Here is a 24,325-nt window from a genome sequence, read left to right on the forward strand (position 1 = left end):
TGAACTCAGTCGCTGGGCTCAGCCGCTGGCCCCCACATCGTTGTTGAGAGCCCCGTCCCCCACCGGGGGCAGGTCACCGCGCTCGGGCATCTCGTCCGCGCCGGCACCCTCACCGGCCGCGGGGAGCACCTCGTCCAGCTCCTCGTTGTCGGCGCGGTGAGCCTTCTCAGCTGCACTCCGCAAAGTCGCGCGGTCCACGAGCTTCGCATCGGCGCTGATCCGCACCACATGCCCCTCGTGTGCCCGCGCGTACTCATGCGTGGCGGCCGCGGCGCGGTACCAGAGGTCGCCGTCGCGCTCGCACTCGACAGGGTCGTCGGCCCCGGAGGACTCCACCGACCGCTTCGCGCAGTTCGCCTCGTCCAGCTTCCCGCGGTCGACCGACAGCTGCATCTGTCCGCCCGTACCGGCGGAGAAGTACGAGGCCGAGAAGCCGTCGTTGCCGATGACGCCGACAGACTGCTTGGCCAGCTCGTACCCCGGCGCTTCGGTCACATAGATCAGCTCCATCGCCGACTCCCCTGCGCGCGCCTTGAGTTCGGCCGACGGTGGGCCTGCTGTGTCCGCCTTCTCCGTACCGCAGGCACAGAGCGCGAGCGGAAGCAGCAGAACGGCGAGCACACGAGAGACACGAGTCATACGCACATTCTGCGACACCCGCACATGCATACGTACGCACGCACGTCCTCAGGCCCGTGTGCCCTTCATGCGCCCGTCACCCGAAGACTGACTCCGCGCCGCTCCCCCTGTGCGTCGTAGGCGATGCGATCTCCGTCCTCGTGCCAGTGAATGACAAAACGCTCACTGGCCCGATACGCGTCGAGGCCCGCACGGCAATAGGCGACCATGTCGGTGGGGAGGTCGGCCAAGGGGTGCCAGGCGAGCTCGGAGCACTTGTCCGGTTCCCGGTTGTACGGCTCGCCGCCCGCGCCGTACTCCGCCTCGAAGAACCAGCCCGTCCTCGGATCACCGCCGGGACCGCGGTGCTGCATGACCAGAGCCACGCGCAGGTCGTCGGGGGTCAGCGCGATGCCGATTTCCTCCGCCGCCTCGCGGATCATTGCCGCGACGACGTCCTCGCCGTCCTCGACGTGCCCCGAAGGCCCGTTCAGCAGGCCGTCCGCATAGCCCGTACCGGCCCGGCGGGCGAGCAGCGCCTCGTCGCCCCGCCGGAGGATCAGGTGCACGTCGACCACCTCGGCGTGGCGTGCGGGCAGCGCCGGCCGGGCCACCACCGCGTAACGCTCGTCGTCGACGCTGCGGCCCCACAGGGTCGGGTCGGCGGAGAGCCGTTCGTACTGGACGTACGAGGTGAGCGGGGCGAGTGATTCGGTCACCTCGCCTGCCGGGATGCCTGCGTCGCCCCAGACGCCCTCGACCAGCAGCAGCCGCCCGCCGGGCTTCAGCAGCGAACACCAGTGGCGCAGAGCGGCGGCCGTGTCGGGCAGCAGCCACAGCACGTGGCGGGCCATCACCACGTCGAACTTCCGCTCCCCGACCGGTGGTTGAAAGGCGTCCCCGACGAGAACCTCCGCATCCGCATCAGCCAGCTTGATCCTGGCCAGGTCCACCATCCGGGGCGAGCGGTCGACGCCGGTCACCCGGTGTCCCTGTTCGGCGGCGAGCAGGGAGAGGCTGCCCGTGCCGCAGCCGAGGTCGAGCACCTCGACCGCTCTGTCCTGCGGCAGCCACGTCCGCATCCTCGCCGCCCATGCGTCGCGCACGGCGGGATCGAGCAGTCCGTGGTCGGGTTCCTGGTCGAAGGAGTCCGCTGTGGCGTCCCAGTCGATCGTCGTCGGGTGTCCAGTCATGTGCCCAGTCATGTGTCCGATCGTGGCATCCGCCACTGACAATCAGGCTCCGGAGACCCGCCCCGCCGCGACGTTCGCCTCATGGCCCGCTTCCATCGGGACCGGCACGACGCCGATCCGTTCGATGTAGTGGTGGTAGGCCGTATCGGTAACGGCCTTCACCCTCGGTACGTCAGCGGCCGTGGCGTGGGGGTCCCCCCACGCCCGCAGGGCGTAGGGGGAGGATGTCGTCGCTCATGCCGTCACATTACGGCGGCGGCGCATCACCAGCCTCTTCAGCCACGGCCAGGCCAGCAGAATCACGATCACCGCGTAAACCGTCACCGAGAAGGGGGTGTTGAACAGACCTGTCGCGCTCCCGTCGCTGATCTGGAGCGCGCGCCGCAGTTGCTGTTCGGCGGCCGGGCCGAGGATCACGCCGATCACCGCGGGCAGCACCGGCAGCCCGTAGCGCCGCATACCGAACCCGATCAGGCCGATGACCAGCAGGATCACCAGGTCCAGCGCCTCGCCGCCCACCGCGTACGCGCCGACCGCGGCGAAGAAGAGGATGCCGGCGTAGAGGTACGGACGCGGGATCCGCAGCAGCTTCGCCCAGACCGGGGCCAGCGGCAGATTGAGCAGGAGCAGCAGCACCATGCCGACGAAGAGCGAAGCGATCAGGCCCCACACCAGGTCGGGTTCACGCTCGAAGAGGAGCGGGCCCGGCTGGATTCCGTACTGCTGGAAGGCGGCCAGCATGACGGCGGCGACGGCCGTCGTCGGCAGGCCCAGGGTCAGCATCGAGACGAGGGTGCCCGCAGCGGAGGCCGAGGCCGCCGATTCCGGGCCCGCCACGCCTTCGATGGCGCCCTTGCCGAACTCCTCCTTGTGCTTGGAGAGCCGCTTCTCCGTGACGTACGAGAGGAACGTCGGGATCTCCGCGCCGCCGGCCGGGATCGCGCCGAACGGGAAGCCGATGACGGGTCCGCGCAGCCAGGACTTCCAGGTGCGCTTGACGTCGGCCTTGCCGAGCCAGGGGCGGCCGACGGGAATGGGCTCGGCCACCGCACGCCGCAGGTGCGCGGCCACCCACAGCGCCTCGCCGATGGCGAAAAGCCCGACCGCGACGATCACCACGTCGATGCCGTCGGCGAGTTGGAGGGAGCCGAAGGTGAGGCGCTGCTGGCCGGTCATCTGGTCCAGGCCGACCAGGCCGATGGTGAGGCCGATGAGGAGGGAGGCGGCGCCGCGGATGCGGGACGAGCCGAGTACGGACGTCACGGCGATGAAGGCCAGCACCATGATGGCGAAGTAGTCGGGCGCGCCGATGTCCACGGCCAGGGATGCGACGGTCGGGGCGAGGGCCACCAGCAGGATCGTGCCGATCATGCCGCCCGCGAAGTGGCCGATGGCGGCGGCTGCCAGGGCTTGCGCGCCGCGGCCCGCCTTCGCCATCGGGTTGCCTTCGATGGCCGCCACGACGGCCGCGCTCTCACCCGGTGTGTTGAGCAGGATCGAGGTGGTGGAGCCGCCGAACATCGCGCCGTAGTAGATGCCCGCGAACATGATGAACGCGCCGGTCGGCTCGAGGCCGTACGTGACCGGGAGGAGCAGGGCGACGGCCATCGCCGGGCCGATGCCGGGCAGTACACCGATGGCTGTGCCGAGCAGTACGCCTATCGCGGCCCAGAGCAGGTTGATCGGGGTGAGGGCCGTACCGAAGCCGTCGACCAGGGAGTTGAGGGAGTCCATGACTCAGAGCACCTCCATCAGGGGGCCACCGGGGAGCGGGACTCCGAGCAGGTTGTTGAAGACGAAGTACGTGACGAGGGAGAGGCCGGCCGCGATGAGCGGGTCGCGGTCGTAGTGGCGGCTGCCGAGGGCGTATGCCGAGCCCCAGAAGAGCAGTGCGCCGGAGACGGGGAAGCCGAGAGGGCCGATGAGGACGGCGTTGCCGAGGAAGACGCCGGCGAGGAGCAGCACCGTACGCCAGTCGCTCGGCTCGCTCAGGTCGATGTCCTCACCGCCTTCGGCTTCGCCTCGGCCGCCGCGCAGTACGTCGACGGCGAGGAGTACGGCGACGAGCAGGAGGGCGATGCCGACGACGACGGGGACGGTCTTGGGGCCGACGGGGCCGCGCTGGGTGATGTCGACGTCCATGGTGAGGGCGTCGGTGAGGACAAGGGCGCCGAGCAGCAACAGCAGGGCGCTGACGCCGATTTCGGAGTGCTCGCGCAGCCATGAACGGGGTGCGCGCACGGGGATTTGGGTTTCGGTGGTCACAGCCCGAGCTCCTTCAGCACCGAGTCGACGCGCTTGTCCTGTGCGCCCAGGAAGTCGCCGAATTTGTCGCCCGTCAGGAACGCGTCGTCCCAGCCGTTCTTCTTCATCGACGCCTGCCACTGGGGCGATTCGTGCAGCTTCTCGATCAGCGCGACGAGCTTGTCGCGCTCGGCGTCGGTGAGACCGGGCGGGGCGACGATGCCGCGCCAGTTGGTGAAGTCCGTGTCGAGTCCCGACTCGCGCAGGGTGGGGGCGTCGAGGCCCTCGACGCGCTCGGGCCCGGTGACGGCGAGCAGTCTCAGCTCGCCCGACTTGATCTGGTCGAGGTATTCGCCGACGCCCGAGACGCCGAAGGCGACCTTGTTGCCGAGGATGGAGGCGAGCAGCTCGCCGCCGCCGTCGAAGGGGATGTAGTTGACGGATTTTGGCTCGATACCGGCGGCCTTGGCCATCAGCATCGGGGCGAGGTGGTCGGGCCCGCCGGGTGAGGAGCCGCCGCCGACGGGGAGCTTGGCGGGGTTCTTCTTCCAGGCCGCGACCAGGTCGTCCAGCGTCTTGTACGGGGAGTCCTTGGCGACGACGACGATGTCCTGCTCTTCGGTGAGCCGGGCGATCGGTGTCGTGTCGCCAAGTGTCTTGGGCGACTTGTTGGTGTGTACGGCGCCGACGACGCCGAGGCCCATCGACATGGCGAGTTTTCCGTTGCCGTGTTCGCCGACGAGCCGGGTGAGGCCGACGGTGCCGCCAGCGCCCGGCAGGTTGAAGACCTCGACGTTGTGGGTGAGTCCGGCGTCCTCGGCGTCCTTGGCCGCCGTGCGGGCCGTGATGTCGTAACCGCCGCCGGGGGTATTGGGAACCATGAAGCGCAGGCCGGGGATCTGCGTGCCGGTGTCGGCGCCGCTGCCTGTCGTGAGCAGCGGCGGCCCCACCAGTACGAGCAGTGCCGCCCCGAGCAGGGCGAGGGGAGTGCGCATGCGCACCTGGGCCACCACCTGTCCGTTTGAACTGGGAATTCACGGAAATTTGTGAAGTGGCCCACATGTTGCCTGCGCGTTAACAAGCTGTCTCTCTTCCGCAATCAACGGACGTTGTGGTCGTTGTGGTCGAGACCTAGCCTGGCGCGGTGACCAAGGTGCTGGTGGTGGACGACGACTTCATGGTCGCGAAACTGCACAGTCGCTGCGTGTCCGCGATGGACGGTTTTACGGTCGTCGGAGTGGCGCACAGCGGCGCGGAAGCGCTGCGCGCGGCGGAGCAGCTTCGTCCCGATCTGGTCCTGCTCGACGTATATCTCCCCGACATGGACGGGATCGGCGTGCTGCGCGAGCTGCGCGCGGCTGAGGAGCGAGAGGCTGCCACCGGGACCGCCCGGCACACGGTGGACGTCCTGTTCATCACGGCAGCCCGGGATGCGGAGATCATCCGGGCGGCGATGCGAGCGGGCGCCCTGCACTACCTGATCAAGCCCTTCAACCAAGCCGCCCTTCAGGATCAGTTGCGGCACGTCGCGTCGATGCGTACCCGCTTCGACCAACTGGCCGAGCTGGGCGAGGCCCGCCAGGAGGACGTCGACCACTTCTTCGGCACCCGCCCGCCGGGCTCGCGCGAGCTGCCGAAGGGCCTCGCGGCGCACACCGCGGAACTGGTGGAGCGCACTTTGCGCGAGCACCCGGCGGGCCTGTCGGCCACCGAGTGCGCGGAGGGCGGATCGCTGTCACGCGTCAGCGCGCGCCGCTATCTCGAATTCTTCGCGGATACGGGCCGTGCCGAGGTGACGCTGCGGTACGGCGGGACGGGGCGGCCGGAGCGCCGCTACCGGTGGATCGGCTAGCGAACGGCGCATCACACGCCCGTCGAGCAACACTTTCCAGCCGAAGCAGCCATTCCGCAAAAAAGGCCACGCGAACATATGCGCAGGTCAGAAGGTAGTTTTCGATTGGACCACCGAGGTGTGTCCATATGCTGGACGCCCCTTCACGCTACCTCCACACCCACCCCGAACTGCCCGAACGACCATTCGGTCCCCCTCGATCGGCCACGCGAGGCCGGAAAGAGGTGATCGATGTGCACTCACTGTCCGCTTACGCAAGACTCCCGACCGCAATCGCACCCGCGAACGAAAGGGATTCACTCATGCGTTCCACCCGCAGCCGAGTCGGCGCAGCCGCGACGGCAACCGCCCTCGCTCTGACCGGAATGGCGACCATGGGCGTCGCACACGCCCAGCCCGCCCAGCCGACCAGCCTGTACGCCCCGTCGGCCCTCGTACTCACCATGGGCGAGGGCATGGACGCCGCCACGGCCACCGTCGACCGCGCCGTCACTCTGAACTGCGCCCCCCGCCCCTCCGGCACCCACCCCTCCCCCGCGTCCGCGTGCAAGGAACTGCGCTCCGTCGAAGGTGAGTTCACCCGGCTGACGGCAGCGCCCTCACAGCAGAGCTGCACGCGCCAGTACGACCCCGTCGTGGTTACGGCCGACGGGGTGTGGCAGGGCAAGCGGGTCACCTGGTCGACCACCTTCGGCAACGCGTGCGAAATGCAGGGCGTTCTGTCCGAAGGAACGGTCTTCGCCTTCTGAGGCTTGCAGGAGCACGCCGGGTGATGGCGATCCTGAGCCCCCTCTTAGCGCCCCCTTAAGAGGACCATAAAGATCGCCATCACCCAGCCTCAGCAGGGGTTTTCGCCGATTCCTGGGGCTAGCGTGCTGATCGCCGGGGCGGGGTTTCAGTCCGACGGTGCCGCTGATTTTCGGGGGGCTGCGCCGCCGGACTTGATCCCCGCCCCGGTGACCCCCCGCATGTCCCCACTGAAGGAGAACGTCCCGATGACTTTCCCCAAGCTCTCAACCCTGTTCGAGCAGGGGATACCCCAATGGCGCACGACAGCCGGAATCGCCGCCCTCAGCATCGCTCCGCTCGCGCTGACGGCCCTGGCCGTCGGCCCGGCTTCTGCCCACGGATCGATGACGGACCCGGTGTCCCGGGTGTCAGCGTGTTACGCGGAGGGTCCGGAGAGCCCCGATTCGGCGGCGTGCAAGGCGGCGGTCGCGGCGAGCGGTGCGCAGGCGTTCTACGACTGGAACGAGGTCAACATCGCCAACGCCGCCGGGAAGCACAAGCAGTTGATCCCCGACGGCAAGCTGTGCAGCGCGGGCAACGACAAGTACAAGGGCCTGGATCTTCCGCGCGCCGACTGGCCGTCCAGCAAGCTGGCCGCGGGCAAGCACACCTTCCGTTACAAGGGCACCGCCCCGCACAAGGGCTCCTTCGAGCTGTACATCACCAAGGACGGCTACGACCCGGCCAAGCCGCTGAAGTGGTCCGACCTGGAGGAGAAGCCCTTCGCCAAGGTCACGGACCCGAGGATGGAGAACGGCGACTACGTCTTCGACGGGACGATCCCGGCGAAGTCGGGCCGTCACCTCGTCTACAGCATCTGGCAGCGCTCGGACAGCCCCGAGGCCTTCTACACCTGCTCCGACGTGGTCTTCGGCAAGGACAACGCGGGCCCGGGCACCGCCCCGGCGCCGACCGCGTCCGCCCCCACCGAGCAGGACGTCGCGGACGGCGCCGACAAGTCCACCGTCGAGCACAACGGCCATGGCGACGACGACCACAAGACCGGAGCCGACGCCACACCGACCGCCGAGGAACCCGCAGCCAACGCGCCGGCGGCGAACAGCGCCGCACAGCCGTCCGCCGCCGCCGCTGCCAATCCCGCCGACGGCGAGAACCTGGCCGAGACCGGCGGCGACAGCACCACCCCGTACATCGCGATCGGTGGTGCTGCCGCGCTCGCCGTCGGCGCCGCAGTGATGTTCGGCTCAGTCCGCCGCAAGGCCACCGCCCGCCGCTGACTCAGCCGGTGCTCAGCCGGTGACCGACGCGCACGTGGTCGGGGTGGCCCGCGCCGGGTCCAGGGCGTTGGCCACCTCGTGGAAGGCGATCCGGTCGATCAGGCCGATCGCCACATGCTCGGAGAAGTCGACCGGGCAGAGGTCCTGGAGCAGTACGTTCCGTACGCCGGGACCGTCCAGGTACTGCGTCCGGTACGGGGTGACCACCTCGTCGTACTTGGTGGCGATGACGGTGTAGCGCACCCCCGGAACCGTGTCGCCGCCCTCGTTGAGCCGGGTGAGGAAGGCCGATCCCGCGATCTGGTCGGCAAGACCGGGAGTGTTGGCGGTCAACAGTCCCTCGGCGCCCGGGAAATAGGGCAGCAGCTTGGTCAGGCCGAGAAGCGTGGTGCCGTGGTTGTCGGGGGCGATGCCGATCAGGGCGTTGACCTCGGCGGCCCCGCCCAGGAACTTGAGGTAGTGGCGCGGCATCATGCCGCCCTGGGAGTGGCCGACGAGGTCGGCCTTGGGGGCGCCGGTCGCGGCCAGCACCTTGTCCACGAAGGCGTCGAGCTGTACTGCGGACTTGTCGATCGGGCCGAGGCCGTGGAAGAACGGCACGTTGGGAAGTTGCCCGTAGTCGAGGGAAAAGACGCAGTAACCCCGCCTCACCAGGTACGGAGCCAGGCCGAGCCAGTTGTCGACGGAGTTCCCGAGGGTGCCGTGGACGAGGACGACGGGGCGGGGATGGGCGGCGGACGGCTTGCAGGAGTAGTTGTTCCATCCGCTGGTGGTTGCGGGGGTTGCGGCGCTCGCGGTGGCGGCGGGAGTGAGGGTCGCCGCGACCGCCAGGAGCAGGGTGGCGGCCGGTCTGAGTACGCGTTTCCAGGGCAGCACCGTGTGATCTCCTTGCGGCTCAAGGGGAATTGGCGATGTGGGCGATGGGGAAAGCGCCCTGTGATCCGGATCACATAGATGCTGTGCACTCGTTAAATTACGCGCGAGTAGCTGAAGAGTGAAGTGACGCGGCGGTAAAAATTGACGAAGAGTCAATAGGGTGGCTCATCGGCCGGTTGGGACGGCAGGTCCGGCCTCAGGCAGGTCCGGTCTCAAGCGGCTCCGGTCTCAAGCAGGTCCGGTCTCAAGCCGCGAGCGATCCCGGGATGACCGCCCCTGGCCCGAACCTCGCCCTGGCCCGGTCCGCCACGGCCTCGATCCTGCGGGCCCTGTCGTCCGCCGGGTCGAACGTCAGCTGGTGCGCGGCCCGTTCCGCCGGAGTCAGCCCCTCCGCGCGCAGCGCGATGCTGCGCACCCTGGCTCGCTGCAGACCCAGCGAAGCGTGCAGTCCGTACGCCGCCGCGGTGAGCGCAGCCGAGTGCGCCGTCGGCTCCACCAGGGCTTTGGTGCGGGTGGTGGTGGAGCGGTCGGCGTAGCGCACGGTGAGGGTCAGGGAGCGGCACACCTGCTCCTCACCGCGCAGCCTGACTCCCACTTCCTCCGCGAGCGAAAGCAGCGCGCGCCGGTGGCGTACGGGGTCCAGCTCGTCGCGGTCGAAGCGCCGTTCGGCGGCGAGCGACCGGGATACGGCGTTCCGTACGACCGGCGTACGGTCGATACCGCGCGCCCTCTCCTGAAGCTCGCGCCCCGCCCGCGCGCCGACGATGCGCTGGAGGGTGGCGAGTGGCGCGGCGGCGACCTTGCCGATGCTGTCGAGCCCGTACGAGGACAGGGTGCGGGCCGTCGCGGGCCCGACGCCGTACAGCGCCGCGGCCGGCTTGTCGCCGAGAAACGCCGCGACGGCGTCCGGCTCGTCCGGCACGGCGAGGGTCGTGCCCGGCGGTGCGTCCTGCGCGGCGATCCTCGCCAGCAGGGGGTTGGCGCCCACCCCGATCGTGCAGTCGGCGCCGTAGTGGGCGAGGGCGCGGACCCGCAGCAGGGCGGCGAGCCCGGCCGCGTCCTGCCCGAAGTACCGTTCGGCGCCCCGGACATCGACGAGCGCGCCGTCGGGCGGGAGGGCCTGGACGGTGGGGGTGATGTCCTCGATCAGCCCGATGAGGGCGGGGAGCGCGACCTCGGTGGTGTGGAAGCGTACGTAAAGGATCATCCTGCGCTCCCCGGGCTCGAGTGCCACAGCTTGCGGCCGGTCGGGGTGCCTTCGCCCGCGGGCTGGAGGTCCGCCCAGGGGTTCATTTCGTAGCCGGTGGGCAGATGGATACGGCGGCCGCCGTCACCTTCGGGCGCATCATGCGCGGGCTCGGCCGGAGCCGCCAGCCGCGCCGCGACCGCTTCGAGTCCGCCCGTACGCCGCAACGCCACGAGCTCCGCCAGATTCCAGGCCGCCGACCCGACCACACTGAGGCTCTGCGGGCCGCGCCGCTGCACCACTCCGCGTACGAGCAGCAGCCAGGAGTGGAAGACGGTGTACGCGCACGCCGCGTGGCTGTCGTCGAAGAAGGCGAGGTCGACCAGGCCCGTACCGTCGTCCAAGGTCGTGAAGATGACCCGGCGGCCGGAGCGTACCGGCGGGGTCTGGGTCGCGGCCTTGGCGCCCGCGACCAGGACGGTCTGCCCGTGCTCGGCCATCCTCAGCCGCTTGGCGGAGGTGGCGCCCAGCTCCTTGAGAAACGCGTAGTGGTCCCCCATCAGGTGGCGGGACGCGTCCATACCGAGGACACCCAGTTCGGCGCTGAGGCGCTCGGCGTCGCTGAGGTCCGGGAGCCCGGCGGGGATGGTCCGCTGCCCTTCGTCCAGGGCGATTTGACGGCCGGACGTCCCGGGGCCCCGCTGTCCCGAACGGAGTTCGGACAGGTGCAGCAGCAGGTCGCGGCGGTTGGCGCCGAACGCGTCGAGCGCGCCCACCTGCGCGAGCCGTTCGGCGACGGGCCGGCTCGGGCGGGCCCGCTGCCAGAGGTCGAGCAGCGAGGAGTAGGGCCGGCCTGCCACGATCCGCGCGGTCTCGGCCTCGCTGATGCCATGGACGTCCGCGAGCCCGAGACGTAGTCCCCATGTCTCCTTGACCCCGTTCATCCCCTTTCCGTCAGACACCAGTTCGATCTGATGGGCGGCCGCCGACCGGTTCACATCCAGCGGCAGCACCGGCACCCCGCGCCGCCGCGCGTCCGCGAGCAGCAGCCGCTTCGGGTACATGCCGGGGTCGTGGGTGAGCAGCCCCGCGTAGAAGGCCGCCGGGTGGTGCGTCTTGAGCCACGCCGACTGGTACGTGGGCACGGCGAAGGCGACGGCGTGCGCCTTGCAGAAGCCGTAACTGCCGAACGCCTCGACGATCTCCCAGGTGTGCGCGATCACTTCGGGCGAGTAGCCCCGCGCCCTCGTCCGGCCCATGAACCGGTCACGGATCTCCCCCTGCCGCTCGGGATCGGAGAGTCCGCGCCGCATCTGGTCCGCCTCGCCCCGGTCGCAGCCGGTCATGATCCGCAGGATCTCGATGATCTGCTCGTGGAAGACGACGACGCCGTAGGTCTCCCGCAGCGCGTCCTCCAGGTCCGGATGCGGGTAACGGGCGGGCGCGCGGCCGTGCCTGGCCTCGATGAAGGGCCGCACCATGTCGGCGGCGACGGGGCCCGGCCTGAAGAGCGAGATGTCGACGACCAGGTCGCCGAAAGTCGACGGCTGGAGCCTGCCGACCAGGTCGCGCTGGCCCGGCGACTCGATCTGGAAGCAGCCGAGGGTCTCGGCGGAGCGGATCAGTTCGTACGTCGCCGGGTCGCCCTGCGGGACCTGTGCCGGGTCGTCGATGTCGAGCGTCACGTCCGCCGCCCGCCGGAGTTCGGCGACCGCGTGCGCCATCGCCGACTGCATCCGTACGCCCAGCACGTCGAGCTTGAGCAGCCCGAGCTCCTCCACGTCGTCCTTGTCGAACTGGGACATGGGCAGGCCCTCGCCGCTGGTGGGCATGACGGGCGTACGGTGCAGCAGCGTGGCGTCGGAGAGCAGCACCCCGCACGGGTGCATGGCGACCCCGCGCGGCAGCGCGTCCAGCGCCTCGACGAGCTCCCACATCCGCCCGTGCCGGCCCTTCTCGACGGCCACCTCGCGCAGTTCGGGCAGTTCCTCCATCGCGGCGCGGGCGTCGCGGGCCCTGATGTGCGGGAATGCCTTGGCGATGCGGTCCACCTCGGCCGGGTCCATGGACAGTGCGGCGCCCACGTCCCGTATCGCATGGCGCACCCGGTACGTCTCGGGCATGGCGACGGTCGCGACCCGCTCGGCGCCGAAGCGGCCGATGATCGCGCGGTAGACCTCCAGGCGGCGGGCGGACTCGACGTCGATGTCGATGTCGGGCAGCACGGACCGCTGCTTGGACAGGAAGCGCTCCATCAGCAGGTGGTGCTCGACGGGGTCGGCGTGCGCGATGCCGATGAGGTGGTTGACGAGGGAGCCGGCGCCGGAGCCGCGCGCGGCGACCCTGATGCCCATGTTCTTCACGTCGTCGACGACTCCGGCCACGGTCAGGAAGTAGGTGGCGAAGCCATGGTGGGCGATGATGTCCAGCTCGTGGTGCATCCGCTGCCAGTACTCGCGGGCGCGCGGGCCCCGGTCGTAGCCGCGCAGCACCATGCCCGCGGCGGCCCGGGAGGCCAGCACGCGCTGCGCGGTGCGCCGGCCGGCGCCGACGAGGTGGGGCTCGGGGAAGTGGACGGTGCCGAGCCCGAGGTCGTCCTCGGGGTCGACGCGGCAGGCGGCGGCGGTCTCCTCGGTCACGGCCAGCAGCCGGTGGGCGATGTCGCGGCGGAAGCCGGCGGCCTCCGCGATCCGCTCGGCGCTGCGCGCCATTTCGTCGGCGCTCTTGAGGAAGCGCTCGCCGCTGTCGAGAGGCTTGCGCGGGTCGATGGGTACGAGCCTGCGGGCCGCGTCGAGCACGTCGGCGACCGGGCCCAGGCCCGGGTCGGCGTAGCGGACGGCGTTGGTGAGTACGGGAGGTACGCCCTGCTCGGCGGCGAGGCCGAGGGTGCGGGCGGCCAGGCGCAGCGATCCGGGGCCCGTGCCCGTACGGCCGTGGTGGACGGCTTCGAGGCGCAGGGCGTCGCCGTAGATCTCCCGCCAGGCGGCGAGCAGCCGGGCGGCCCGGTCGGGGCGGCCTGCGGCCAGCGCCCTGCCGACGTCGGAGCCGGGGCCGAGCAGGACGGTGAGTCCTTCGCCGTGGTTCTGGTCCCAGTTCAGTACGGGGTGGCGGTCGCCCTTCGTGTGGGCGGCGGTGATCAGCCGGCAGAGGTCCGCCCAGCCGGAGGCGCCGTCGCGGGCGAGGAAGGTGGCCCGGGGCGCGGACTCGTCGATGAAGGCACCGCCGCGCACCGGCGTGCGCTGCCGCTGCGTACGCCCCTCTTCTTTGGCGCGCTCCGAGACTTCTCCGGCGCGCTCCGCGATCGCCAGCTCTACCCCGAAGAGGGGACGTATGCCCGCCTTCATGCAGGCCTTGGCGAAGCGGACGGTGCCCGCGAGGGTGTCCCGGTCGGTGAGGGCGAGGGCGTCCATGTCGTGTTCGGCGGCGCGCTGGACCAGCCGCTCCGGATGCGAGGCGCCGTAGCGCACGGAGAACCCGGAAACGGTGTGCAGATGTGTGAACACGGACATCCGCACCTCCTGACTCCCAGCTGTCTCCAGTGTCCCGCCTCCCCCGGCACCACCATAGACCAAGTTTCGAATATTAGTTCGATACCCGTGTTCTCGACCATTCGGCCCCGCCCCACCTGCGCAAACACCCGGTGCCACGGAGCGTGGGGGCATGACTTTCGTCGACGAGATGAAGACCGCCGTCACACCGCGGGCCGCCCTGCTCGTCATCGGTGTCCTCGTGCTGCAGCTGCTCTTCATCGCGTCCTACGTGGGGGCGCTGCACGATCCGAAACTGAAGGACGTCCCGTTCGGCGCCGTCGCGCCCGAGCAGTCGGCGGCTCAGCTCGTCGACCGTCTCCGGAGCCTCCCCGGCGAACCGCTGGACCCCCGCACCGTCGCGGACGAGGCCGCGGCCCGGCGGGAGATCATGAACCGGGACATCGACGGCGCCCTGATCGTCGACCCCGCTTCGAAGACCGACATCCTGCTGGTCGCCTCCGGCGGAGGCACCGTACTGTCCTCCGCCCTGACCACGCTCATCACCAAGGTCGAGGCATCCCAGCAGCGCAGAGTGAAGACCGTGGACGTGGCCCCGGCCTCCGCCCAGGACTTCGACGGGCTCTCCGCGTTCTATCTGGTCGTCGGGTGGTGCGTCGGCGGCTACCTCTGCGCCTCGATCCTGGCGATCAGCGCGGGTTCCCGGCCCGCCAACCGGCAACGCGCGGTGATCAGGCTCGGCACCATGGCGCTCTACTCGATCGCGGGCGGAATCGGCGGCGCGGTCATCGTCGGCCCGATCCTCGGCGCCCTGCCCGGCAGCGTCATGGCGCTGTGGGGCCTCGGCGCCCTCGTCGTCTTCGCCGTCGGCGCGATCACGCTCGCCCTCCAGGCGCTCACCGGCATCGTGGGTATCGGCCTGGCCGTCCTGATCGTCGTGATCGCGGGCAATCCGAGCGCGGGCGGCGCGTTCCCGCTGCCGATGCTGCCGCCGTTCTGGGAGGCGATCGGTCCCGCCCTGCCGCCGGGCGCGGGCACCTGGGCGGCGCGCTCGATCGCGTACTTCGAGGGCAACGCGGTCTCCGGATCGCTTCAGGTGCTCTCCGTCTGGGCGCTCGCGGGGGCCGTGATCACATTTGTGATGGCGTCACTGCGCAGGCCGGGGGACGGGGAAGCGCCCGCATCGCCCGCACCGGCAGCCCCGTCGCCGCCCTCAGCTCCCTCCGCGCCCGCAGCCCCCTGACGCGAAGAGGCCGCCCGGTGCGGCGACGCACCGGACGGCCTCCCTCGTGAAGAGCGGGTCAGCCGATTTCCGCCCCCAGCGCCGCCAGCGCCGCCGGCACCGGCTGGAAGAACGTCTCGCCGCCCGAGGAGCAGTCGCCGCTGCCGCCCGAGGTGAGCCCGATCGCGGTGTCGCCCGCGAAGAGCGAACCGCCGCTGTCGCCCGGCTCGGCGCAGACCGTGGTCTGGATGAGCCCGTTCACGATGTCGCCGTTGCCGTAGTTCACGGTCGCGTCGAGCGCGGTGACCTCACCGTCGTGCACCTGCGTGGTGGAGCCGCTGCGCTGCACCGCCATGCCGACGGTCGCCTCGCCCGCCTTGGCGATCGGCTGCGTACTGCCGTTGTAGAGGTTGACCTCGCTCGGGTGCTCGACCCCGTCGTTGTACTTGACGAGTGCGAAGTCGTTGCCCGGGAACTTCGAGTCGGCCATCGTGCCCAGCGCGCCGCCCGTCGAGTCCGTCCACTCGCTGCCCGCCTCGCCGCAGTGGCCCGCGGTGATGAAGTGCGGGGCACCGTCCTTGACGACGTTGAAGCCGAGCGAACAGCGCCCGCCGCCGCTGAGGATGGCGTCGCCGCCCGCGATGAGCGGCTTGAACTCCCCGGCCGACTTCTTGAGTTCGGCCTTGCCGCCCAGACCCTCGACGACCTTCTCCAGCTTCGTCCACGCGGCGCCCTTGACCGTACGGTCGGCCGTCACGACGACCTTGTTGGTCACCGGGTCGGTTGCCCACGAAGTGCCCGGAATGGTCGCCTTGTCGGTGAGGGTGCTCCGGGCGCTCGTCAGCTCGGCGAGAGTGTTCTCGACGATTCTGGCCTTGCCGCCCGCCTTCCGTACGCCCTGGGCCGCCGCCTCGTCCACGACATTGACCACGAGCGACTTGGACTTGGTGTCGTAGTACGCCCCGGCCGCGTCGCCGCCCAGGCCCGAGGTCAGGTCGGAGGCGAGGCTCGCGGCGCCCGTCGCCGACAGCGTCTTGACGGTGTACTGCGGGGCGTCCTCGCTCGCGTTCGCAGTCTGGAAGGTGACTCCCGCTGCCACCAGGGCCGCGATGCCGGCCCCTGCTGCTGCCGCGCGCCGCTTGGGTATGCGTCGGTGCTTCACGTAATGACCTCCTGTGGGGGGTTCGGGCCCTGCAAGGTGGGGGGCAGGCCCGAGTGCGCCCACTATTCCGAGGTCGACAGGTCGCACACAAGGTCGACTTCAGGACGCGCACACGACAACCCCCGTGCGCCCCCTGTCCCTTTACAAAAAGGATCCTGCCCAGTCATCCTGCCCAGTCCGTCGCGTTCGCGAACACCGCGTGCGATCGCGTGATCGGCGGTGCGTGAGGACTAGTCCTGTCCGGTACTCGCCCCTGCGGGACCGGAATCCGGCAGAAGGGGTGCGGAATCCGGCACCACAGGACCGGAATTCGCCGCTGTGGCGCGGAAACTGAGGAGCCGCCGTCACTCCCCGCGCGCCGCTTCCCGTGGGATACCGTCCAACGGATGCAGATGCGGACGGTGGACGGGCGGCATCTGGCGGTGGACCGCCTCGGCGACCCGTGCGGCACTCCGGTGTTCCTGCTGCACGGCACCCCCGGCAGCAGGCTGGGTGCGGCACCACGCTCCATGGTGGAATGCAGGCCCGGGATGCAGGTGATCGTGTACGACCGCCCCGGGTACGGCGGTTCGGACCGGCGGCCGGGCCGCAGCATTGCCGACGCGGCCGAGGACGTCCGGTCGATCGCCGACGCCCTGGGCCTCGAACGGTTCGCTGTGGCAGGCCGCTCCGGTGGCGCCCCGCACGCCCTGGCCTGCGCGGCGCTGCTGCCCGGACGTGTCACGCGTACGGCGGCTCTTGTGAGCCTCGCACCCCGGGACTCGGTCGGACTCGACTGGTTCGACGGCATGACCGCCTCCAACGTCCGCGACTACACCACCGCGTCCTCCCACCCCGAGGAGATCGCGGAACGCCTGGCAGTCCGCTCCGCGACCATCAGGAAGGACCCGGCCCGGCTGCTCGACGAGCTGGAGAGGGAGCTGACGGACACCGACCGCAGGATCGTCTCGGACGCCGAGGTCAGGTCCATGCTGATCACAAACTACGTCGAGACACTGCGCAGTTCGGCGTACGGCTGGATCGACGACGTACTGGCGACCTGCCGCCCCTGGGGGTTCGACCCGGCGGACATCCCGGGCCCGGTCCTGCTGTGGCACGGCGAGAAGGACGGCTTCTCGCCCGTCGGCCACGCCCGCTGGCTGGCAGAGCGCATCCCTGGTGCGACGGCCGTTCTCGATCCCGCCGCCTCGCACTTCGACGCCATCAACGCGCTGCCGGGCGTCTTCGGCTGGCTGCTCGGCGAGAGGTGGACGTAGAGGTGGAGGTAGCGGCAGCGGCGGTCATACCGACAGCGGCTCCAGGTCCCGGGAAAAGCGCCGCCCGTCACCCGCGAACCGGGTCACGATGTGCTCCTCGCCCAGCAGTCGGCAGAGTTCCCCGAAGGCCTCCGCCCTCAGCTGCTGCGCCTCCTCCTTGCGCCCGAGCGCGTCGAGCGTGACGGACAGGTTGGCGGCGCAGGCAAGGGCCTCCGGGTGGTGCGGTCCCAGCACGTCGCGCAGTTGGCCGACGGCCCGGCGCTCCAGCTCCAGTGCTCCTTCCGCATCCCCCATGTCCGCGACGGCGTTGGCGAGGTTCACCACGCAGAAGACGGTGTGCGGGTGCGCCTCCCCGAGCACCTCACGCATGGTGCCCAGCGCGCGTTCGAGCAGCTGCCGCGCGATGTCCGGAGCGCCGCAGCCCCACTCGTGGATGCCCAGGTTGTTGACGGCCGCGAGCGTGCAGGGATGGCGCTCCCCCGACATCCTCCGATACGCGTCGACGGCCTCCCGGGCCATATCGCGCGCCTCTGCCGCCTCGCCTGCCGCGAACAGATCGGCGGCCAGGTTCACGTCGCAGGCGAGCGAATCGGGATTCGCCGCGGCCGGCTCGACGCGGTATCGGTTGCGCGTGGCCGTGGTCAGCCGGCGCGCATCCGCCGGCCGCCCGGCTCTGCGCAGCGACACGGCGAGGCTCTTCGCCGCCGCCAGGGTGCCGGGGAAGGCCCGGCCGAGCGTCTCCTTGTAGACGTCGTACGTACGCGAGAGCAGCGCCACCGAGTCCTCGTACCGGCCGGCCTCCCGCAGGTCGCGGGCGAGTGAGGTGGCCGAGGAGAGGGTGTACGGATGCTCCGGGCCGAGCACCTCGGTGCGCCGGTCGAAGACGTCCTGGTCGATCTCGCGGGCGCGGGCGTACTGGCCGACCATGCGCAGGTTCAGCGCGAGGTTGTTGGCGGCGGCCAGGGTGCGCGGGTGGGACTCGTGGAAGATCTGGCTGAAGCCTTCGTGGGCCTCGGTGGCCAGTTCCATCGCCTTGCCGTACTGGCCGAGCCCTCCGAGGTCCATCGCGAGGCCACTGGTAGTCATGTACGTGTGCGGATGGGACGGGCCGAGGACGGCCCGCTGCCGCTCCAGGGTCACCTCGTCCAGCTCCCGCGCCTCCACGTAACGCCCCTGGGAGCGGAGGATGTTGGAGAGGTGGAAGCGCAGGTACAGATACTGCAGGTCGTCGTTTCCGAGCATGTCGCGCCAGGAGTCGCGCAGTTCATCGGCGAGCACCCCCGCGGTCTGCCAGTCGCCGCGCTTCCACAGATGGCGCACGCGGTCGATGAGCAGCCGCCTGGTCTCCGGCTCCTTGCAGAAACGGGCCTCCGAGGGGCCGAGGTGCGGCCAGATGGTGTTGAACCGCGGCCAGGTCTCGGGGTTGTCGATCGGCTCGTCGTCGTCGGGGCGTGCCCCGGCGAGGATCCGGTGGACGGCGTGCCGCGCGTCCATCTGCTCCTCCTCGCTGAGCTGAGCCCGGATGACGGCCTGCACCAGCCGGTGCACCTGGATGGAGTTGGAGACCTGGTCGACCTTGGCGAGGGCGAACCGGCCGATCTCCCGGATGACCCGGCCCAGCACGAGCTTCTCCTGGAGGGAGGAGTCGTACGGCCTGAGGGCCTCGATCATCTCCTTGCTGTAGAGGAGGTTCGCGGAGATCGGCTCGGGTGCGAAGAACGCACAGAGCTGGAGCAGCCGCACGGCCGCGGGCGAGCGTTCCTTGAGCCGCTCGATGGAGACGTTCCACGTCGCGGCGACCGGCTCGGGATAGCCCGCGGGCTGGTTGAGCGCGAGGACGCTCGGGGCCTGCTGGGCCAGCTGTTCCAGATACACGGCAACGGGCGTCGCGGTCTCGGCGATCCATGCGGCGGCCTGCTCGACGGCGAGCGGCAGGTCTCCGACGGCGCCGGCGACCTGGTCGGCGTCCTCGAACGTCAGCTCGGGGGCACGGCGCTGCAGGTGCTCGACGGACTCCTCGCGCAGGAAGACGTCGACGGGCAGCGTGTCGCCGTACTGGGACCAGGTCTGGTTCCTGGAGGTGACCAGGATGTGCCCGCCGGTCGGGAAGAACCTCTTCAGCTGCTCGGGGTCGTCGGCGTTGTCGAAGACCAGCAGCCAGCGCGAGGTCCGTACGCCGCGCCGCAGCAGGTCGATGGCCTCCTGGGAGGCGGCTGCCGTGTCCTCGCCGCCCTGGGCGCCGAGCCGGGTGGCGAGTTCGGCGAGACCGGCGACGACGTCGTCGGGCTGCTCGGACGAGATCCACCACACCAGGTCGTAGTCGGCCATGAAGCGGTGCACGTACTCCAGCGCCACCTGGGTCTTTCCGACGCCGCCGAGTCCGTACAGGGTCTGGGGCTGCGGCAGGACGGCCGCCATTCCGCCGACGAGCTGGTCGCGCATCCGCTCCAGGACGACGGAGCGTCCGGTGAAGCCGGGGTTGCGGGGCGGGGCGTTCCAGATCTTGGGGACGGTGCCGGGGAAGCGGGGTCCCGGCGAGACGCCGTCGGAGAGCTGCACGGGCCGGTCGAGGGCGCGCAGCAGGGCGGCGGTGGCGTGCACCTCGTCGAGGCGGAAGAGGTCGACGGGGTTGCAGTCGATGTAGGGGGTGGTGAGGCGTACGTCGCCGACGCGCAGCGGCAGCAGATGGCTGCGCCCGCCGACCGGGTCCATGGCCCCGGCCCGCTCCAGGATCTCCGCGGCACGCGCGGACTTGAGGTACGCGCTGGAAAGCAGCACCACCGTACGGGCGGCGCTCCCGGCCGAGCCGTCCGCGTCGGCCGTTTCCCGCCCGGCCGAAACGTCCCGTGACACGACCCGGAAACCCGCCCGGGTGAGCACCGACTCGATCCAGTCGGCCCACATCCGGTTCTCCGGCGCATAGCTGAGGAAGAGATCGGCGGACACCGTGGGCCGCCGCCGGGTGAAGGCGTCCCTGATCCGAAGCCTGACTTCTTCCTGGATCACAGGCATCGCGGTGATCTGCTGGTCGGTGACGACGGCGGCGAGCCGCTCGAAGGAAGAGAGCAGCGAGTTGGTGAGACCGGCCTCGTCGCCGAAGGTGGCGAGCGTCTCTTCGTACGCGTAGTAGGGACGGTAGGGAACCTCCACCGCGCCCCAGTACGCTGCGAGTTCCGCTCCGGAGAGGCCGGTGGGAAAGCGGTCGAACTTCAGCCGGGCCACCGCCCGCCCCGCGTCGGCCTTCTCCTTCTCGCCGTCGTCGATCCGCATCGGGACGGGGAAGATCCGGATGCCACGGCCCCCGTACCGCTCTTCGATCTGGCGGGCCACCGAGGCGGCGCCGTCGATGGACTGGTCGCTGAGGGTGAAGCAGTCGACGAGGACATCGGGCAGTTGCACCGTGCAGATGTCGGCGATGTCGCTCAGTCCGGTCCGGCTGTCGATCAGGGTGTAGTCGTAGTTGGCCTTCATGTCGTCGCGCAGGGCATCGAAGAAGTGTCCGCCGCCCAGCCGGTCGTAGAAGTTGTCCCAGTCGAAGGTGGAGACCGTGGCCGAGTATTCGCGGTTGTGCCGTCCCGCGGACACGAAGTCGAGGGTGCCGCCCTCGGGGAACTCCCAGCCGAGGCTCTCCGGTGTCAGTGACACGGCGTGCGGCTGGATCCGGGCGTAGTCACGGTGCCAGTCGTCGGGCCTCGCCACGGGACTGGTCGCGGCCCAGGCGTATTCGGTGATGAGGTCGATGATCCCGGTGGTGGCGCCGAGCACGGAGGGATCAAGGAACGGGTGGAAGAAGCGGTGGAGGCCGGGAGCTTCCAGGTCCCAGTCGACCGCGAGGACGCGCTTCCCGTTCGCCGCCAGGATCCAGGCTGTGTTGGCCATGGCCATGGTGCGGCCCGTACCGCCCTTGTACGAGTAGAAGGTGACGATGCGTCCGTCACGACGCGATGTCATCCGTGCCCTCCGTATCGCTCATCGCTCAACGTCTCTCTCCCACTCTTCACGCAGCGCGGCCACCAGTCTCCCCCCGTTCAGGGTGAGTTGAGCGGTGAACCAGGGAGATTCCAAGGTCTCCAGGGCCCGTCCGGTGCCGGCGACGAGCCGCGGCAGCCGCTCCTGACCGGCTCCGCCCGCGCGCAGATACGCCGCGACTCCCACGCGCTCGTACGTGTCCGCCAGCAGCCGGAGCCGCCCGGTGTCCCGCGGTATGTCGCGGTGGAAGAGGTCGGTCACCTCGTGCAGTGCCCGCAGCTTCGCCCTGCGGAAGCCGCGCAGCAGCCCTGGGGCGGTGACGGAGGCGGGGATGCCCAGGGCGCCGTAGCCGTGACGGCCCGCACGGACCGGTCCTGCGGTGAGGGGCGTGAGGGTGGCGAGGGCGGCGGCGGCCTCCTCGGCCTGGGCGGGCACGGTCTCGCGCAGCTCAGCCCAGACGTCGGTGAGGCGGCTGCTGAGGGCGCTCGCTTCGCGGTCGGTGAGACGGGGACGGGCGGGGGTCTCGTAGCAGTCGCGGTACGGGTCGGTGTCGTCCAGCGCGAGACCGGGCAGCCCGCCGCTTCGGCGCACCGGGCGCCAGTCCGTGATCCGGCTCTCCGTACCGTCCTGCCGTACAGCGAACCCGTCCCCGGCCGCCCGCACTTCCGTACGCCCGCACCCCGGCCGTACCCGCAGCGTGCCCAGCGTGGGCAGATGAACAGTGCCGTCTGCGCCGTTCACCGGGACGGACAGCGCGAGGCCGCCCCGGACCGCTGCGGCGGCGACGTAGGAGCCGAGGTCATTGGCCAGGGCTTCGGGCCGCCCCTCGTCCAGGGCTTCGAGGCAGCGCAGCAGCCAGGTGCGTGCGTAGGGGTGGGCCAGTACGTCGTCCAGCGCGTCGGAGCGGGTCTCGACTTCGGCCGCCAGCTCCCACGCCTCGTCCCAGGCACGGCCGCCGCGCCCGTCGAGCTCGACGTTCAGGTGCGCGAGCAGAGTTCGGGTCAACTGCCGCTGCTGCACGGCCAGTTCAATGGAGTCGAGGAGGACGGCAGAGGTCGGCGTACGTTCCTCGATACCGCGCACCAGGGCCTTGAGGTCGGTGCAGTAGGCGGAAGGGTTGTCGAAGCCGGTGCCGGTCCGGTGGCGGTGGGCATACAGGCCGCCGCCGCAGGAGCGTACGACCGGGCAGCGGCGGCACGTGCCGCTGACGCCCGCGAGGCCGAGCTGCCGGGCGCGGATGCCGGGGTGGGCGGCCACCTCGTCGAGGCTGTGGGTGAAGACGTCGAAGCCGGTCGCGGCGGCGCCGTCGTACGCCGTCTTGAGCGAGTCGGCCTGCTCCAGCATGCCGTCGGTTTCGACGACGACCAGGTCCGTGGGCGTAAGGCCGAGCACTTCGGTGAGGCTCGGGCCGCCGCCGAGGGTGGATTCGACGGAGGCGAAGAGCCGTACTTCCATGGGACGCCCCAGCTCCTCCCAGCGGCCGTGTGCGGCGAGCAGCCAGTCGGCGTACGCGGTGGGCGAGCCGCCCGGCCTGTCCGGCGGGGTGTCCCATGTGGCGTGCGGCAGAAGGAAGTCGACGCGCGGCGGGTCGAGTGCGGCCAGCGCGTCGAGCACCGCGACCGGGTCGTTGGCGACGTCGACCGTGCAGAGCAGCCCGAGATACAGGTGGCGGTAGGCCGCGCTGCGCAGCAGCTCGACGGCGCGGACGACCTGCGGGTGACTGCTGCGTCCGTCGGCGTGGCGGCGGTGACGGTCGTTGGCGGCCCGGTCGCCGTCCAGCGATACGCCGACCCTGACGCCGTACTCGGCGAAGAGGTCGAGGCAACGGGCGTCCAGCCGGAGGCCGTTGGTGTGGATGCGCAGGTCGAGCGTGGTGACCGGGGTCAGGGCCTCGGTGAGCTCCGCGCAGATGCGCCGGAGCCTTTCGGGCCCTGCGAGGAGCGGTTCACCCCCGTGCAGGATCACCGAAATGGCGTCCAGCGCATGGGACTTGACATGTTCGGCGAGGCGGTGCGCGACCTGGGAGACGGTCTCGTCGGAGAGGGTTCTGGGGCGAGTGCGCCAGCTCTGGTCGGCGTGCTCGTAGACGTAGCAGTGGTCGCAGGCCAGATCGCAGCGGCTGTGGACCTTGAGGACGATCGCCCGGAACGGGATCAGCGATCCGGCCATGACGACGTCTGCGTCTAGAGGGCGGAGTTGAAGGTCGCTGCGTGGTTGCCGGGACGGCTCGGTCGTACGGTGATCACCCGTCCGAGCGTCCTGGCGGATTCGGCGTCACGCGGATCGATGGCGGCCAGTGGCGTGCGCGGCTTCTCAGTACGTGCGGTACGTACAGCGGTCTTCGCGGCCTTTGCCGACTTCATGGGCAGTCCCTCGTTTCTCGGCTTGTGAGGCTTACGCGGCACTGTGCGGCTCCCCGTCATCGTGGCACAGCACCGCTCATCAGCTGCTCTCGAGCTCCAACATGGCACCCTTGAGAAGATTCATGACCCGCTCATGGCTGTCTCCCACGGCGTCCGTGACGCGCACGCGCATGTACACCGCGTCGACCTCGCGGACGAAGCGTTCCGTGAACGCGCCGGCCCGGACGGTCTCGTAACTCCCGGACCCGATCATCGGGAATCCGGCTCCCAGGATTTCGCAGCGGTAGTCCCTGGCCAGCTTCAGTCCCGCCTCGTCCAGTGCGTCGACCAGGCCGATGTAGTCCGTCCACGGGACGCCGGGCCGCGGGGAACTGTCACGCTCCCGGTATTTCACCTGGTAAGCGACCTCCTCTATCACCGCATTGTGCTGGCCGCTGTTGAACACCCCGACGTCCCAGGCACGGACGTCCGGGGCGAATTCGCCGGTCAGCCAGCCCGCCCGCCAGCCGAGCATCGGCCGTGCGGTGCGGGCGTACTGGGCTCGGGCGAAGCCCACACCGGCGCCGACCGCGATCAGGCTGCCGAGGGTCTGGGTGTCGAGGAGCTCCAGCTGCCAGGGCCAGTCCTGCTGAGTCTCGCGCGAGACATTGCTGCGGACGACCTCCCACACGAGCATCGCGACGAAGACGGAGACCAGCACAAGCGGGGCGGTGAACAGCAGCGGACTGCGGCGGATGCGCCGCTGGGCGTCCGCCGCGGTCAGGCCGTGGTCCGGGCGTGCTTCGGGCAACGGCGGGCCCCCCTTCGGTCGAATCCTTCGTGTGAATCCTTCGTGCGACGGCGAGTCCCCGCCCGGTCGACCGGGCGGG

Annotated in this window: 18 protein-coding genes and 1 pseudogene; 5 read left to right on the top strand and 14 right to left on the bottom strand. The window is 70.4% G+C overall.

Features of this window, described 5'->3' with window-relative positions:
- Positions 1 to 18 precede the first annotated feature (18 nt).
- From J7I98_RS20685 to J7I98_RS20710, 6 genes and pseudogenes are all read right to left on the bottom strand, one after another.
- A complete protein-coding gene (locus J7I98_RS20685; protein WP_214922398.1) occupies positions 19 to 639 on the bottom strand; it encodes a hypothetical protein in 621 nt (206 codons plus the stop codon).
- A 65-nt stretch (positions 640 to 704) separates the two neighbouring features.
- Entirely contained in the window at positions 705 to 1,811 is a 1,107-nt protein-coding gene (locus J7I98_RS20690; RefSeq protein WP_214922541.1) for a methyltransferase domain-containing protein, read from the bottom strand.
- A 54-nt stretch (positions 1,812 to 1,865) separates the two neighbouring features.
- Positions 1,866 to 2,021, bottom strand: a pseudogene (locus J7I98_RS20695) (GNAT family N-acetyltransferase); the annotation flags it as partial.
- A gap of 24 nt (positions 2,022 to 2,045) precedes the next feature.
- The gene (locus J7I98_RS20700; protein ID WP_214922400.1) at positions 2,046 to 3,545 is read right to left on the bottom strand and encodes a tripartite tricarboxylate transporter permease; all 1,500 of its coding nucleotides are present in this window, start codon (positions 3,543 to 3,545) and stop codon (positions 2,046 to 2,048) included.
- A gap of 3 nt (positions 3,546 to 3,548) precedes the next feature.
- The gene (locus J7I98_RS20705) at positions 3,549 to 4,076 is read right to left on the bottom strand and encodes a tripartite tricarboxylate transporter TctB family protein (RefSeq protein WP_214922402.1); all 528 of its coding nucleotides are present in this window, start codon (positions 4,074 to 4,076) and stop codon (positions 3,549 to 3,551) included.
- Positions 4,073 to 5,056, bottom strand: a complete 984-nt coding sequence (locus J7I98_RS20710; protein WP_214922403.1) for a tripartite tricarboxylate transporter substrate binding protein — start codon at positions 5,054 to 5,056, stop codon at positions 4,073 to 4,075. Before J7I98_RS20710 ends, J7I98_RS20705 begins: the two co-directional genes overlap by 4 nt.
- A gap of 143 nt (positions 5,057 to 5,199) precedes the next feature.
- Between J7I98_RS20710 and J7I98_RS20715 the strand changes: the two genes are divergently transcribed.
- The 3 genes from J7I98_RS20715 to J7I98_RS20725 all read left to right on the top strand — a co-directional run bounded on the left by J7I98_RS20715 (position 5,200) and on the right by J7I98_RS20725 (position 7,934).
- Positions 5,200 to 5,907, top strand: coding sequence for a response regulator (locus J7I98_RS20715; RefSeq protein ID WP_214922405.1), 708 nt, complete (start codon positions 5,200 to 5,202; stop codon positions 5,905 to 5,907).
- A 302-nt stretch (positions 5,908 to 6,209) separates the two neighbouring features.
- Positions 6,210 to 6,656, top strand: coding sequence for a subtilase-type protease inhibitor (locus tag J7I98_RS20720; RefSeq protein WP_214922407.1), 447 nt, complete (start codon positions 6,210 to 6,212; stop codon positions 6,654 to 6,656).
- Between the two features lie 246 nt (positions 6,657 to 6,902).
- Positions 6,903 to 7,934: a lytic polysaccharide monooxygenase gene (locus J7I98_RS20725; RefSeq protein WP_214922409.1), complete on the top strand. Its 1,032-nt coding sequence runs from the start codon at positions 6,903 to 6,905 to the stop codon at positions 7,932 to 7,934.
- 12 nt (positions 7,935 to 7,946) lie between these two features.
- Here the strand turns inward: J7I98_RS20725 and J7I98_RS20730 are convergent, their stop codons facing one another.
- The 3 genes from J7I98_RS20730 to J7I98_RS20740 all read right to left on the bottom strand — a co-directional run bounded on the left by J7I98_RS20730 (position 7,947) and on the right by J7I98_RS20740 (position 13,505).
- Positions 7,947 to 8,810 carry a triacylglycerol lipase gene (locus J7I98_RS20730; RefSeq protein WP_214922411.1) on the bottom strand — a complete coding sequence of 288 codons (864 nt, stop codon included), beginning with the start codon at positions 8,808 to 8,810 and terminating at the stop codon, positions 7,947 to 7,949.
- A gap of 244 nt (positions 8,811 to 9,054) precedes the next feature.
- Positions 9,055 to 10,017: a hypothetical protein gene (locus J7I98_RS20735; protein ID WP_214922413.1), complete on the bottom strand. Its 963-nt coding sequence runs from the start codon at positions 10,015 to 10,017 to the stop codon at positions 9,055 to 9,057.
- Positions 10,014 to 13,505 carry a DNA polymerase III subunit alpha gene (locus tag J7I98_RS20740; protein ID WP_214922415.1) on the bottom strand — a complete coding sequence of 1,164 codons (3,492 nt, stop codon included), beginning with the start codon at positions 13,503 to 13,505 and terminating at the stop codon, positions 10,014 to 10,016. Before J7I98_RS20740 ends, J7I98_RS20735 begins: the two co-directional genes overlap by 4 nt.
- A 151-nt stretch (positions 13,506 to 13,656) precedes the next feature.
- Here J7I98_RS20740 and J7I98_RS20745 point away from each other — a divergent pair, with 151 nt between their 5' ends.
- On the top strand, positions 13,657 to 14,727 hold the full coding sequence (locus J7I98_RS20745; protein ID WP_214922417.1) for a DUF3533 domain-containing protein: 1,071 nt from the start codon (positions 13,657 to 13,659) through the stop codon (positions 14,725 to 14,727).
- Positions 14,728 to 14,785: 58 nt separating this feature from the next.
- On the opposite strand, the gene J7I98_RS20750 is transcribed toward J7I98_RS20745, so the two are convergent.
- A complete protein-coding gene (locus tag J7I98_RS20750) occupies positions 14,786 to 15,868 on the bottom strand; it encodes a S1 family peptidase (RefSeq protein WP_214922418.1) in 1,083 nt (360 codons plus the stop codon).
- A 392-nt stretch (positions 15,869 to 16,260) separates the two neighbouring features.
- Between J7I98_RS20750 and J7I98_RS20755 the strand changes: the two genes are divergently transcribed.
- Positions 16,261 to 17,124: an alpha/beta fold hydrolase gene (locus tag J7I98_RS20755; protein WP_214922543.1), complete on the top strand. Its 864-nt coding sequence runs from the start codon at positions 16,261 to 16,263 to the stop codon at positions 17,122 to 17,124.
- A gap of 24 nt (positions 17,125 to 17,148) precedes the next feature.
- Here the strand turns inward: J7I98_RS20755 and fxsT are convergent, their stop codons facing one another.
- The 4 genes from fxsT to J7I98_RS20775 all read right to left on the bottom strand — a co-directional run bounded on the left by fxsT (position 17,149) and on the right by J7I98_RS20775 (position 24,246).
- A complete protein-coding gene (gene fxsT, locus J7I98_RS20760; protein ID WP_214922420.1) occupies positions 17,149 to 21,075 on the bottom strand; it encodes an FxSxx-COOH system tetratricopeptide repeat protein in 3,927 nt (1,308 codons plus the stop codon).
- 18 nt (positions 21,076 to 21,093) lie between these two features.
- Positions 21,094 to 23,262: a radical SAM/SPASM protein FxsB, inactivated metallohydrolase extension form gene (gene fxsB / locus J7I98_RS20765; protein ID WP_214922422.1), complete on the bottom strand. Its 2,169-nt coding sequence runs from the start codon at positions 23,260 to 23,262 to the stop codon at positions 21,094 to 21,096.
- A gap of 14 nt (positions 23,263 to 23,276) precedes the next feature.
- Complete coding sequence (locus tag J7I98_RS20770; RefSeq protein ID WP_214922424.1) at positions 23,277 to 23,456, bottom strand: FXSXX-COOH protein; 180 nt, start codon at positions 23,454 to 23,456, stop codon at positions 23,277 to 23,279.
- 79 nt (positions 23,457 to 23,535) lie between these two features.
- Positions 23,536 to 24,246 (bottom strand): hypothetical protein, encoded by a 711-nt coding sequence (locus J7I98_RS20775; RefSeq protein WP_251020922.1) that lies wholly within the window; start codon positions 24,244 to 24,246, stop codon positions 23,536 to 23,538.
- Positions 24,247 to 24,325 lie beyond the last annotated feature (79 nt).

Origin of the sequence: Streptomyces sp. ISL-98, from assembly GCF_018614055.1 — a bacterium.
GTDB lineage: Bacteria > Actinomycetota > Actinomycetes > Streptomycetales > Streptomycetaceae > Streptomyces > Streptomyces spiramyceticus.

Coding starts and splice junctions, on each gene's coding strand:
- J7I98_RS20685 (WP_214922398.1), bottom strand. CDS start 639: ATGACTCGTGTCTCTCGTGTGCTCGCCGTTCTGCTGCTTCCGCTCGCG.
- J7I98_RS20690 (WP_214922541.1), bottom strand. CDS start 1,811: ATGACTGGACACCCGACGACGATCGACTGGGACGCCACAGCGGACTCC.
- J7I98_RS20700 (WP_214922400.1), bottom strand. CDS start 3,545: ATGGACTCCCTCAACTCCCTGGTCGACGGCTTCGGTACGGCCCTCACC.
- J7I98_RS20720 (WP_214922407.1), top strand. CDS start 6,210: ATGCGTTCCACCCGCAGCCGAGTCGGCGCAGCCGCGACGGCAACCGCC.
- J7I98_RS20725 (WP_214922409.1), top strand. CDS start 6,903: ATGACTTTCCCCAAGCTCTCAACCCTGTTCGAGCAGGGGATACCCCAA.
- J7I98_RS20735 (WP_214922413.1), bottom strand. CDS start 10,017: ATGATCCTTTACGTACGCTTCCACACCACCGAGGTCGCGCTCCCCGCC.
- J7I98_RS20740 (WP_214922415.1), bottom strand. CDS start 13,505: ATGTCCGTGTTCACACATCTGCACACCGTTTCCGGGTTCTCCGTGCGC.
- J7I98_RS20745 (WP_214922417.1), top strand. CDS start 13,657: ATGACTTTCGTCGACGAGATGAAGACCGCCGTCACACCGCGGGCCGCC.
- J7I98_RS20755 (WP_214922543.1), top strand. CDS start 16,261: ATGCGGACGGTGGACGGGCGGCATCTGGCGGTGGACCGCCTCGGCGAC.
- fxsT (WP_214922420.1), bottom strand. CDS start 21,075: ATGACATCGCGTCGTGACGGACGCATCGTCACCTTCTACTCGTACAAG.
- fxsB (WP_214922422.1), bottom strand. CDS start 23,262: ATGGCCGGATCGCTGATCCCGTTCCGGGCGATCGTCCTCAAGGTCCAC.
- J7I98_RS20770 (WP_214922424.1), bottom strand. CDS start 23,456: ATGAAGTCGGCAAAGGCCGCGAAGACCGCTGTACGTACCGCACGTACT.